At 65.0% G+C, this 12016-nt stretch carries 11 protein-coding genes and 1 pseudogene; 6 read left to right on the top strand and 6 right to left on the bottom strand.

Annotated features, from left to right (window positions below; genetic code table 11):
• Positions 1–6: 6 nt before the first annotated feature.
• The 4 genes and pseudogenes from hutX to AC5ZG5_RS22845 form a co-directional block, all read left to right on the top strand.
• Positions 7–504 (top strand): annotated as a pseudogene (hutX, locus tag AC5ZG5_RS22860) (heme utilization cystosolic carrier protein HutX); the annotation flags it as partial.
• Between the two features lie 183 nt (positions 505–687).
• Positions 688–1443 carry a tonB-system energizer ExbB gene (gene exbB / locus AC5ZG5_RS22855; RefSeq protein ID WP_456643922.1) on the top strand — a complete coding sequence of 252 codons (756 nt, stop codon included), beginning with the start codon at positions 688–690 and terminating at the stop codon, positions 1441–1443.
• 3 nt (positions 1444–1446) lie between these two features.
• Positions 1447–1893 (top strand): TonB system transport protein ExbD, encoded by a 447-nt coding sequence (gene exbD, locus AC5ZG5_RS22850; RefSeq protein ID WP_456643885.1) that lies wholly within the window; start codon positions 1447–1449, stop codon positions 1891–1893.
• The gene (locus AC5ZG5_RS22845) at positions 1893–2729 is read left to right on the top strand and encodes a TonB family protein (RefSeq protein WP_456643921.1); all 837 of its coding nucleotides are present in this window, start codon (positions 1893–1895) and stop codon (positions 2727–2729) included. The genes exbD and AC5ZG5_RS22845 overlap by 1 nt, the downstream gene beginning before the upstream one ends.
• 3 nt (positions 2730–2732) lie before the next feature.
• Here the strand turns inward: AC5ZG5_RS22845 and AC5ZG5_RS22840 are convergent, their stop codons facing one another.
• The 4 genes from AC5ZG5_RS22840 to AC5ZG5_RS22825 all read right to left on the bottom strand — a co-directional run bounded on the left by AC5ZG5_RS22840 (position 2733) and on the right by AC5ZG5_RS22825 (position 7293).
• The gene (locus tag AC5ZG5_RS22840) at positions 2733–3629 is read right to left on the bottom strand and encodes a carbohydrate ABC transporter permease (protein ID WP_130227405.1); all 897 of its coding nucleotides are present in this window, start codon (positions 3627–3629) and stop codon (positions 2733–2735) included.
• Complete coding sequence (locus AC5ZG5_RS22835) at positions 3622–4578, bottom strand: carbohydrate ABC transporter permease (RefSeq protein ID WP_130227404.1); 957 nt, start codon at positions 4576–4578, stop codon at positions 3622–3624. The genes AC5ZG5_RS22840 and AC5ZG5_RS22835 overlap by 8 nt, the downstream gene beginning before the upstream one ends.
• A gap of 130 nt (positions 4579–4708) precedes the next feature.
• Complete coding sequence (locus tag AC5ZG5_RS22830; protein WP_456643884.1) at positions 4709–6049, bottom strand: ABC transporter substrate-binding protein; 1341 nt, start codon at positions 6047–6049, stop codon at positions 4709–4711.
• A 200-nt stretch (positions 6050–6249) separates the two neighbouring features.
• Positions 6250–7293 (bottom strand): C-terminal binding protein, encoded by a 1044-nt coding sequence (locus tag AC5ZG5_RS22825; RefSeq protein WP_456643883.1) that lies wholly within the window; start codon positions 7291–7293, stop codon positions 6250–6252.
• A 239-nt stretch (positions 7294–7532) separates the two neighbouring features.
• Between AC5ZG5_RS22825 and AC5ZG5_RS22820 the strand changes: the two genes are divergently transcribed.
• Entirely contained in the window at positions 7533–9218 is a 1686-nt protein-coding gene (locus AC5ZG5_RS22820) for a methyl-accepting chemotaxis protein (protein ID WP_456643882.1), read from the top strand.
• Positions 9219–9340: 122 nt separating this feature from the next.
• Here AC5ZG5_RS22820 and AC5ZG5_RS22815 read toward each other — a convergent pair whose 3' ends face one another.
• Positions 9341–10324 (bottom strand): Bug family tripartite tricarboxylate transporter substrate binding protein, encoded by a 984-nt coding sequence (locus AC5ZG5_RS22815; RefSeq protein WP_130227400.1) that lies wholly within the window; start codon positions 10322–10324, stop codon positions 9341–9343.
• A 91-nt stretch (positions 10325–10415) separates the two neighbouring features.
• Complete coding sequence (locus tag AC5ZG5_RS22810; RefSeq protein ID WP_456643881.1) at positions 10416–11366, bottom strand: DMT family transporter; 951 nt, start codon at positions 11364–11366, stop codon at positions 10416–10418.
• A gap of 137 nt (positions 11367–11503) precedes the next feature.
• Here AC5ZG5_RS22810 and AC5ZG5_RS22805 point away from each other — a divergent pair, with 137 nt between their 5' ends.
• Positions 11504–11905 carry a DUF1330 domain-containing protein gene (locus AC5ZG5_RS22805; protein WP_456643880.1) on the top strand — a complete coding sequence of 134 codons (402 nt, stop codon included), beginning with the start codon at positions 11504–11506 and terminating at the stop codon, positions 11903–11905.
• Positions 11906–12016: the final 111 nt, after the last annotated feature.

Here is a 12016-nt window from a genome sequence, read left to right as displayed (position 1 = left end):
ACCGTTATGTCGAGTACGGAGCTCGCCGATCTCAGGGCCTACATGGCCGACAATCCCGGCGCCGTGATCGAGGACGTCGCGCGCGAGCGAAAGATTTCGCCGCGCGCGGTGATCGAGGCGTTGCCGGGCGAGATGGCGCGGATCGGTGCGGGCGGCGAATTCGCCGCCGCCATGCAGGACATCGCCGGTTGGGGCGAGGTGACGCTGATCGTCCACACCGACGATGCGATTTTCGAGTTCACCGGCGCGATACCAGCGGGCGAGATCGGCCGCGGCTATTTCAACCTGATGCAGCCGAAGGGCCTGCACGGCCATCTCCGCCACGAGCGTTGCGCGGCGATCGCCTTTGTCGAGCGCCCCTTCATGGGCAAGTCGTCAGCCTTCATCGCCTTCATCAATGTCGACGGCGGCATCATGTTCAAGGTGTTCGTCGGTCGCGACGAGACCCGCGCGCTGCGCGGCGACCAGCTCCAGCGCTTCCGTGCACTCGCGGACCGGATCGCGCCCAGCGCGTTTTCGAGCGAAGTGGACACCGGTTCGCGTGAAGAAAACGCGTCAAAACAAGAATCTAGAGCTTCGGTTCTGATTCAATCAGAACCGAAGCTCTAGGAGCGCGGCCTGAGGAAGCAAGGTCGGGAGGCGATCATGCAAGCATGGTTCGATGGATTTTGCCGGCGCCTGATCGTCATGGCGCTGATCGCTTCCAACGCAATGCTGTGGCCGGCCACCTGCTTCGCCGCCGACGACAACGCGCTATTGCCGCGCAACCTCTCGCCCTGGGGCATGTTCCAGAGCGCCGACATCGTGGTGAAGGCGGTCATGATCGGGCTCGCTTTCGCCTCGCTGGCGACGTGGACGATCTGGCTGGCAAAGACCATCGAGATCCGGCGCAAGACGGCGCTGGCGAAACAGCGGCTGCGGCTGCTCGAGAAGGATACGGTGCTGGCCGAGGCGGAGCAGGCGAGCCGCGGCGACGACGACGCGGTGGCGCAGATCATCCAGTCCGCGGCGCGCGAGGCGAGCCTCTCCGGCGGCGTGTTCGATGACGGCTTCAAGGAGCGCACCGCGCTCAGGTTGGAGCGAGTCGAGGCCGCGATGGCGCGGCAGATCGCGCGCGGCACCGGTGTGCTCGCGACCATCGGCGCCACTGCGCCCTTTGTCGGCCTGTTCGGCACGGTGTGGGGCATCATGAATTCCTTCATCGGCATCTCCGAGGCGCATACGACCAACCTCGCCGTAGTCGCGCCCGGCATTGCCGAAGCGTTGCTTGCGACCGCGCTGGGGCTGGTCGCGGCGATCCCTGCGGTTGTGATCTACAATCACCTGACACGGTCGATCGCGGCACATCGCGCGCTGCTTGGAGACGCCTGCGCGATGGTGCTGCTCCTGGTCAGCCGCGAGGGCGATCGCGGCCTGTTTCGCCTCGCCCGCGCCGCGGAGTGAATGATGGGCGTCAGGCTCGGGGCGGGCAGTGCAGGGGGCGGACGGTTTCGCGCCGAGGATGATCTCGTCGAGGCGCATGAGATCAACGTCACTCCCTTCATCGATGTCATGCTGGTGCTGCTCATCATCTTCATGGTTGCGGCACCGCTCGCCACGGTCGATCTCGGCGTCGATCTGCCCGCGAGCACCGCCGAGCCGCAGCCGCGTCCCGACAAGCCGGTGTTTGTCACGGCGAAGCCCGACCTCTCGGTCGCTGTCGGCGAGGACATCGTCGCGCGTGACGCGCTTGCCACGACGCTGGACGGCGCCACCAAGGGCCGCAAGGACGAGCGCATCTTCGTGCGCGCCGACAAGGCGGTGAGCTATGGCGAATTGATGGAGGTGATGAACCTGCTGCGCAACGCGGGCTATCTCAAGATCGCGCTGGTCGGCCTCGACGGCCGAAGCTGATCGCCATGAACGCGTTTGCGCTGCATGACGTTACCGATCAGGCCGCGTTGCGGCGCTGGGGCATCTCGGCGCTCGTGATCCTCGCCACGCATGCAGCGCTAATCGCGGCCGGTATGAAATGGTATCGCGAGCAGCCGCTGCCCGGTGTCTCCCTGCCTGCGATCATGGTCGACATGGCGCCGGCGACCTCAGCGCCGCAATCGACGCCGCTGGATCTCGCGCCGGGCCCCGAGATGCAGGCCGCTGACGCTTCGCCGCCCGAGCCGGTGCCGCAGCAGGCGGTGGAAGAGCTGATCCCGCCGACCCCGCCGCAGGAGAAGCCCGAGGTCGTGGCGCCACCGGAGCAAAAGCTGCAGCCGGCACCACCGGCGCCCGAACCGGCAAAGCCCGTTCCCGACCGCAAGCCCACGCCGGCCAAGCCGAAAGTGGTTCGCCCCGACGCCAAGAAGCCGACGGAGGCACCGCCGGCGCCGCGCACCACCGCGTCACCACGCGTCGAGCGCCAGGGACCGACCATGTCCGCCGTCAGCAGCGGTGCATCTGCTGCCGCGGTTGCCTCCTACAATCAGATCGTCCGCGCCCATCTCTTGCGCTTCAAGCAATATCCGCCGGGCGCCAAGTCCGCCGGACAGCAGGGCATCGCCAGCGTGGTTTTCACGCTCAGTCGCGGCGGACAGGTGACGTCGAGCCGGCTCGGCCGTTCCTCGGGCAATCCCGCGCTGGATGCGGAGGTGGTGGCCATGGTTCGCCGCGCCCAGCCATTTCCGCCGTTTCCATCAGACATGAAGCACCCCGCCATGGGGTTCAACGTCCCGATCTCGTTCTCGCTGCGATAACCGCTACTCCTTCACCGCGCCGGTGAGCGAGGACACGTAGTAGTCCACGAACAGCGAGTAGAAGATCGCAACCGGCAACGAGCCGAGCAGCGAGCCCGCCATCAGCGCGCCCCATTGATAGACGTCGCCGGAGACGAGCTCGGTCAGGATCGCGACCGGCACGGTCTTGTTGGCGCTGCTCTGGATGAAGGCGAGCGCGTAGATGAACTCATTCCATGACAGCGTGAAGGAGAAGATGCCGGCCGAGATCAGGCCGGGCACGGCGAGCGGCAGTGTGATCCGCCGCAGGATCTGCAACCTTGTCGCGCCGTCGACCAGCGCGCATTCCTCGAGCTCATAGGGGATCGACTTGAAATAGCCGATCAGGAGCCAGGTGCAGAATGGCACCAGGAAGGTCGGATAGACCAGGATCAGCGCCAGCGGGCTGTCGAACAGGCCGAACTGCACCACGACAGTTGCGAGCGGAATGAACAGGATCGATGGCGGCACCAGATAGGCGAGGTAGATGCCGAGGCCCACGTAGGGACTGCCGCGGAAGCGCAGCCGCTCGATCGCGTAAGCTGCAAGCGTGCTCGCGAGCAGCGACAGGAAGGTGGAGCCGATCGCCACCAGCATCGTCGTCTTCAGCCAGCGCGGATAGGCGGTGTTGAACAGGAGGTGCTGGATATGCGCCAGCGTCGGCGAGGAGATCCAGAACGGGTTGTGCTCCTTGTAGTTCAACAGCTCCGCGTTCGGTTTGAACGCGGTCACCGCCATCCAGTAGAACGGGAACAGCAGGATGATGACGAAGCAGGCGAGCGGCAGATAGATCATGACCATCCGCCGCGCGCGGGAGTCCCACGCCATGGTATCGGGAGCGGCGCTGGCGACGTTGGTTGGTTGCGCGACCGCGTCAGTCATCGCTCTCTCCCTGCTGCCATTTGCGCCGGGCGAGGCCGAAATAGCTGAACAGCGTCGCGAACACCAGGAACGGCACCATCGATACGGCGATCGCCGCGCCCTCGCCAAGCTCGCCGCCGGCAATGCCGCGCTGGAACGCTAGCGTCGCGAGCAGGTGCGTCGAGTTCACCGGCCCGCCGCGGGTGATGGCATAGACGAGCTGGAAATCGGTGAAGGTGAAGATGATCGAGAATGTCATCACGATCGCCAGGATCGGCATCATCATCGGGAAGGTGATGTAGCGGAAGCGCTGCCAGGATGAGGCACCGTCCAGCATCGCCGCCTCGTACAGCGACGGCGAGATGGTCTGCAGGCCCGCCAGCAGCGAGATCGCCACGAACGGGATGCCGCGCCAGATATTGGCCGCGATCAGCGAGAACCGCGCCGGCCAGGCCGAGCCGAGGAAGTCGATATTGGTGGAGCGCCAGTGCAGCACGTCGACCAGTAGATAGGAAATGATCGAGAATTGCGGATCGTAGATCCACCAGAACGCCAGCGCCGACAGCACGGTCGGCACGATCCAGGGCAGCAGCACGATGGCGCGCAGGATGCTCTTGAACGGGAAGTGGTTGTTGAGCAGCAGCGCCAGCCAGAAGCCGAGCGCGAATTTTCCGAAGGTCGCGACCGCCGTGTAGAACACGCTGTAGAACACCGCGCCCCACCACAGGGGATCGCTGAGGAGGTACTGGAAATTCTCCAGTCCGACATAGATGCCGCGTCGCCCGATAGTGGTGTCGGTGAAGGCGAGCCAGACGCCGAGCCCAAGCGGATAGGTGAGGAACACGGCGAGCAGCCCGATCGCCGGCGCAAGGCAGACGACGATCAGGAACGGCTTGTAGTCGAGCAGGCGCGCGAACCAGTTCGGCTGGCGGAGCGCCAGGCCTCGGGGAGAGAGTGTGGTCACGGACATGAATGCGTGTCCTGTGCTGATCAGAGCCCTACGCCGTCATTGCGAGCGGAGCGAAGCAATCCATCTCACCGCTTGTGGAGACATGAATTGCTTCGTCGCGTTGCTCCTCGCAATGACGGTGTTTGTCGATTTAGCGCCGGAAATAGCGCTTGCAGCGCCGCTCGGCTTCGGCGGCTGCAGCCTCCGGCGTTGCGGCATCGGTCGCGACAGACGCACACATCTGCACCAGCACGTAGTCGGCATTGACGGCGCCGGTCGCGGTCGAGATCGGGCCCTTGTAGCCGGCGTAGTACTGGCTTTTCATGGTGTCCTTGAATATCTTGACCTTGGGATCGCCGGACCACACGGCAGCATCCGCGTAGGCCGCGAGCGGCTGCGACCAGTACCCGCTGTTGGCGTTGAGCCACGGCTCGTACTGCTCCTTCTCCAGCATGAACTGCAGGAAGGCTTTCGCCGCATTCGGATAGGGGCTGTGCTTGAACACCATCGCGTTCAGCGTCAGCCCCGACATCGGCGTGGAGGCTGCCAGGCCCTTCGGCAGGAACTGATGCTCGGTGTCCTCGGCGATCGCAGCGGTCGCCGGATCGTTCTTCAGCGCGAAATAGAGCGAGACGCCGTTGGCCGTCAGCGCGATTTCCTGCGAGGAGTAGGCGCGGTTGTTGGAGACGTCATTCCAGGACGGCGTGCCGGCGATGAAGGTCGGATACAGCTCCTTCAGATATTTCAGCGCGGCCACCGTCTCCTTGCTGTTGATGGTGACCTTGCCCTCTTCATCGAGCAGGGATGCATTGTGCGACCACAGGATCCAGTTGGCAAAGCCGTTGCCGTCGCCGACGGCGTTGCCGAGTGCGTAGCCTGCGGGCTTGCCGGCCTTCTGCAGCTTGCGGCAGACGTCCAGCACGCCCGCATGATCCTCCGGTATCTTGTCGTAGCCGATCGATTGCAGCACCGACTTGCGGTACACCAGCGGGCCGCCGCTGGCGCCGAACGGCAATCCGATCCAGGCGTTGCCCTTGGCGCGCTTGCCGTATTTCTGGGCCAGCGTCTGCCAGCCGCCATAGCGCTTGCCGAGATATTCGGCGACATCGGTGAGTTCGATCAGCTTGTCGGCGTAGATATGCGGCGCGTCCGAGAAGCCGATGATGATGTCGGGACCAGCGCCAGAGTTCGAGGTCACCGCGGTCTGCTGGTTGATGTCCTCCCAGCCGACGAAATCGACCTTGACCTCGACGCCCATCTTCTCGGTGAACTTGGCCGCGTTGGCGCGGAACACGTCCTCGTCAGCCTTGACGAAGCGGACCGGGCGCAGCATCCGCAGGCTTGCGCCCTTCTCGATCGGTAGCGACGGTGCCGCCACGTCGGCCGCCTTGACCAGCGATTCCGTTGATTGTGCCGAAGCGCCGGTTGCCGCCAGCGCCGCGGCCGAGAGGCCAAGCGCCAACGCGTCACGACGGGTGAGGTCGTTCCCCATAGTCTCCTCCCTGTTTTATCGTTCCCGGCGTTACTCGCCGGTGAACGTGAGCTTCAGCCCTCATGGGGCCGAAGCGATCGCCTAATATTGTTTGAGCATGATCTTTTCGAAAAACCGCTTCACACTTTTCCGGATCATGCTCTAGAGACTTTTGCCCCGCACAATTTCCGTTTTCGCGGGAAACGTGCGTTCCCCGCCGGCTAGCTGTTCGGGCCGCGATCCATGCTGACAGGCTGCCAGCGCCGGAGCGAGGTGTTCTGCAGCACCGACGGATTGACGCAGCTTACCGGCCACAGCCCGGAAAGTACCAGTGACAATTCGTAGCCCACGCGCCGCTTGCGCGCTTCATCGAAACGTGCAGATGCGGAGGCGACATGGGCGGTCAGCGTGACGTTGTCCATGCGGAGCAGGGGATTGTTGTGCGACGGCGGCTCCTTCTCCAGCACGTCGAGCGCAGCATGCGCGATCCAGCCTTCCTGCAGCGCCTTGATCAGCCCTTCCTCGTCCACCGTGGCGCCGCGTCCGGTGTTGATGAAGATCGCGCTCTTCTTCATCTGCCGGAAATGCTTCTCGGTGAGCATGTGATGCACCTCGGGCCGCGCCGGCGCGTGCATCGAGACGAAGTCGGATTGCGACAGCACCTCCGACAGCGTCGCCGGCAGCACGTTGTGTTCCGACATCAGCGTCTCCTGGATGAACGGATCGTAGGCGATCATCCGCAGGCCGAAAGGCGCGGCGCGCTTCGCCACCGCGCGTGCCACGCGTCCGAACGAGATGAAGCCGAGCGTCTGTCCCATCAGGCGCGGAATTTTCAGGAGCGCCGGGCGTCCTTCGGTCCAGCGTCCTTCGCGCACCATCTTGTCCTGCTCGACCAGGCGGCGGAAGCCGGCAAGCAAGAGCATCATGGCGTGATCGGCGACTTCCTCGATGAAGGTGTCGGGAATGTTGGTGACGGGGATGCCGCGGGCTGTTGCCGCCTTGACGTCGACGCTGTCGACGCCGACGCTGCCGAGCGTGATCACCTTGCAGTTCTCGAGCGCATCGATGACCGCCTTGGTGATCGGCATGCCCTTGGCGTAGATCGCGTCGGCGGTCTTTGCGGCTGCGATGAATTCCGCCTCGTTGGCGGGAGCCTCGATGATCTCGGCGCCGATCGGATCGAGCGCTTCCTTCTCATAGTCGTAGCCGCCGCCGGCCACCGTGAAGCTTGCGCCCTTCGGCGTCACCACCCTGAACTTCGACATCTCCTGCTCCCGATTTTCTTCTTTGGTTGTTGGTCGTTCTGCCGTCATCCGGCCGCGACAAGTCGTCGCTGCCGCGCCTTCGCGGGGCGAAGCGCCCCGCCCCGTTCCAGGTTGCCTTGAGCGCGGCGTTCCCGGGCTTTTACGGAGAGGTTTCGTAACCGGACGCTAAAGGCTCTCACATTAGGGTAGGCCGAATCAATCCGCCAAACATGCAAGCGCGCCATTCCCGGAGACGCCCTGTGAAGCTGACCAACCTCAAGATCACGCCCAAACTCGGCATTTTGGTGGGGGTGACCATCCTTGGCCTCTGCGCCGCCGGCGTCCTTGCGGGCCATCTGATGCAGCGCGAAATGATGAAGGCGCGCATCGATCAGACCAAGGCGATGGTCGAGATGGCCGTGAACATGGCGGCCGGCTTCAAGAAAGAGGTCGATGCCGGGCGGATGACCAAGGAGGCGGCGCTCGCCGAGCTCGGCAAGCGCGGCAATTCCATGACCTATGACAACGGCTCCGGCTATTTGTTCGGCACCTCCTATGACGGCATCACCGTCCTTGCGCCCGATCCCAAGCAGATCGGCACCAACCGTATGGACGTGGTCACCAACGGCCGCAGGCTGTCCCGCGAATTGATGGATGGCGTGAAGGCGAAGGGCGAAATCCTCCTCACCTACGAATATGTGCGGCCCGGCGAGCAGAAGCCGATCCGCAAGATCGGCTATGCCGTCGCCGTTCCCGGCTTCGACATGTATCTCGGCACCGGGGCCTATATCGACGATATCGATGCCAAGCTGGCGCCGATCGCGTGGCTGCTCGGCCTCTCGATCCTCGGCATCGCCATCATCTCCGGCTCGATCGCCTGGCTGATCGGCCGCAGCATCACCAGGCCGCTCGGCCAGCTCGGCACAAGGATGCGGGAACTCGCCGACGGCAAGCTCGATGGTGATATTCCCGGCGTCGGCCGGGGCGACGAGGTCGGCGCCATGGCGGCGACCGTGCAGATCTTCAAGGACAATGCGGTTCGCATCCGCGGCCTCGAGCAAGCAGAGGCGGAGACGCAGGCCCGCGCTACGGCCGAACGCCGTGCCGCGATGGAGAATATCGCCAACGATTTCGAACGCAGCATCACCGGCGTGGTCCGTTCGGTCGCGACCGCCGCGGCCGGCATGCAGACCACGGCGCAATCGATGACGGCGACCGCGAGCGACGCCAGCGCGCGGGCTGCGACCGTCAGCGCGGCGTCCGAAAGCGCCTCGAACAATGTCGGCACCGTGGCTGCCGCGGCCGAGGAACTGTCGAGCTCGGTGACCGAGATCTCGCGCCAGGTCGCGCGGTCCAGCGAGATCGCGAGCAAGGCGGTGGGCGATGCCGAGCGCACCAACGCCACCGTGCAGGCGCTCTCCACCGGCGCGGAAAAGATCGGCGAGGTGGTGAAGCTGATCCACTCGATCGCCGCGCAGACCAACCTGCTCGCGCTCAACGCCACCATCGAAGCCGCGCGCGCCGGCGAGTCCGGCCGCGGCTTTGCGGTGGTCGCCTCCGAAGTGAAGGCGCTCGCCAACCAGACCGCGAAAGCGACCGAGGAGATCTCCGCCCAGGTCGCCGCAATGCAGGCCTCGACCACGGAGGCGGTCGCCTCGATCGGCGGCATCAGCGAGACGATCGCCCAGATGAGCGAGATCACCGCCAGCATTTCGACCTCGGTCGACCAGCAGGGCGATGCGACGCGTGAGATCGCGCGCAATATCCAGCAGGTCGCGGCAGGCTCCAGCGAGATCTCCACCCATATCGGCGGCGTCACCACGGCCGCCGCCGCCACCGGCACCGCGGCTTCCGACGTGCTGTCGAACGCCCGCGAGCTCGACACCCAGTCCGGAATGCTCCGCAACGCGGTCGACCAGTTCCTGGCCAAGGTGCGGGCGGCGTAGCGCACTCACCGTCATGCCCGGGCTCGTCCCGGGCATCCACGTCTTTGACTGCCTCCGCAAGTGCGTGGATGGCCGGGACAAGCCCGGCCATGACGCAGAACATCAGGAGCGCGGCTTACAGCTCACTGCTTCTCGATCCCGGCGTCTGTGATCAGCCGCTCCCAGAGCACGAGCTGTTCTTTCAGGAATGCGTCGAATTCCTCGGGCGTGCCCGAAAATGCTTCCATGCCGCGTTCGGCGAGCTGGCTCTTGATGTCCGGACGCTCGACGACCTTGCGGATCTCGGCGTTCAGCTTGACCACGATGTCCTTGGGCATGTTGGCCGGGCCGAGATAGCCCTGCCATGAGGTGATGTCGAAGCCCTTCACCGTGTCATCCATGGTCGGCAGCTCCGGCAACAGCGCCGAGCGCCGCTTGGTGGTGACGGCCAGCGCCTTCAGCGCCTTGGCGTTGACATGCGGCAGCCCGGTCGGGACGTCGACGAACATCATGGAGACGCGGCCGGCGATGACGTCGGTGAGCGCGGGCGGCGAGCTCTTGTAGGGGACGTGCAAGAGATCGATGCCGGCGAGGCGGGCAAAGGTCGCGCCCGACACGATCGCCGATGAGCTGCCGCTGGCGTAGGAGTATTTGCCGGGCTCCTTCTTGGCGAGCGCGATCAATTCGGCCACCGAATTTGCCGGGATGTCCGGATTGATCACCAGCATGAATGGCAAGTCGCCGGTGCGCGCGATCGGCGTGAAGTCCTTGACCGGGTCGTAGCTCATGGTCTTGAGCAGGAAAGGATTGGCCGAATGCGTCGTGTTGGTCGTCACGAACAGGGTGTAGCCGTCAGGCGCGGAGCGGGCGACGTAACTTGCCGCGATCGAGCCGTTGGCGCCCGCCTTGTTGTCGACCACCATGGTGACGCCGAGCGCAGTGCCGACCTCCTTCGAGATCAGGCGCGTCGTGGTGTCGGTGCCGCTACCGGCCGCAAACGGTAGCACCAGCGTGATGTTGCGGTTCGGGTAGCCCGGCGCCTGCGCCGTCGCCGCGCCGGATAGCAGCGCGAGCCCCACGGATGCTGCTGCCGCGATGCGCCAATGGTGTTTCAGTCCCGAGATCATATCGTGCTTTCCTCCGCTGGGTTTATGGCAGTTGGTTGCCGGGGAAACTACTCGGTCGCGGCTGAAAGCGGAAGGCGTTGCCGCGCCGCATTCACCGTTTGGCCGAGCCTCGTCGTGAGGCGATCACGACGCCGGCCAGCACCAGCGCGTAGCCGATCAGGTGAAACGGCTGCAGCGCCTCGCCGAGCAGGAAGATCGCCATCGCCGAGCCGAATACCGGCACCAAATGGAAGAACGGCGCGGCCCGGTTCGGTCCGATCAGCGCGATGCCGCGGTTGAAGAACAGATAGGCCATTGCCGACGGGAAGATCAGGACATAGGCCAGCGTTCCCAGCGTCAGCGCGTCGAACTTGAGCGTGGCGCCGGTCAGATATTCCCAGATCGAGCCGGGCACCAGCATCAAGGCGCCGCAGCCGGTGGTGAACGTGATCAGCGAGAGCTGATGCGTCACCGGGCGCCGCATCATCAGCGCGGAGTAAAGTCCGAACGACAATAGCGCGGAGGCGAGCATCACATCGCCGCGATTGAAGCTGATGGAGGCGAGCGCGCCGAGGTCGCCGCGCAGAATGATGGTGAGCACACCGGCCAGCGAGAGGGTGATGCCGGCGAGCTGCGCGCCGGTCAGCCGCACGCCGAACAGCACCAGCGCCCACAGCGCAACGAACAGCGGCCCCGCCGACTGGATCAACAGCGCGTTGAGGGCCTCGGTGTATTGCAGCCCCCAATAGGAGATCGCATTGTTGAAGGCGAAGCCGGTCAATGAGAGCAGCAGCAATAGCGGCAGGCGAGCACGCAGCGCCGGCCAGTCACGCCGCAGATGCGGCCAGGCAAAGGGCAGCAGGATCAGGCTGGTGCCGAGCCAGCGCAGGCAGGACAGCGTCAGCGGCGGCACGTGATTGCCGACATAGCGCGCGATCACGATATTGCCGGCCCAGAACAGCGAGGTCAGGCTGAGCAGCAGATAGGGCTGGTTGTTGAGCCAGCCGATCGCGGAGCGGCGTACGGGAGCGGGTGCGGACGGCAAGGCGCGGAGATCGGTCATGCTGCGGGACCTTTTTGCCGGATTCTCCGCGTGCGACAAGACGCTCCGGAAGAGAGCAGCCATGCGCGCTGCCGCTGGCGCGTCATGGAGGCGACATATGCGATGCTGAACTGCACAAGGAATCATCGGAGAGACGGATGGGCGTGGACCTCTTGAACGTCGAAGGCCTCAAGGCGATGCAGCCGCAGGAGCCGGTCGTGATGATGAACCTGATGCGCTTCCGCGAGCGCTCGCTCGATGGCGACGGCTCGGGCTGGGACGCCTATCTGCGCTACAGCGCGCTCACGGTGCCGATGATCAAGGCGCGCGGCGGCACGCTGCTCTGGACCGGCAACGCCAAGGCGGTCGCGCTCGGCCGGCCAGGCGGCAACCGGTGGGACTATCTGGCGCTGGTCTATTACCCCGCAGTCTCGGCCTTCATCGACATGATGACCTCGGCCGAGTACGAAACCCTCTGCGACCCTCACCGCCGCAACGCCTGCGCCGAGCACGTGATCGTCGCGACCAGCGAGGCCTACAGCAAGTTCAGGATGGGGTAGGGCCGAGCGGCGAGCTCGGATTGCCTCGCCCCGCGTGCGGGGAGAGGCCGGAATTCAAGCGCAGCTTGAATTCCGGGTGAGGGGGAGCCTCCGCGGGTTCGTCTATTTCCG

Source organism: Bradyrhizobium sp. Ses1 (genome assembly GCF_059512365.1).
Note: the sequence above shows the minus strand (reverse complement) of the source record. Positions and strands in the feature narration are given on the sequence as shown.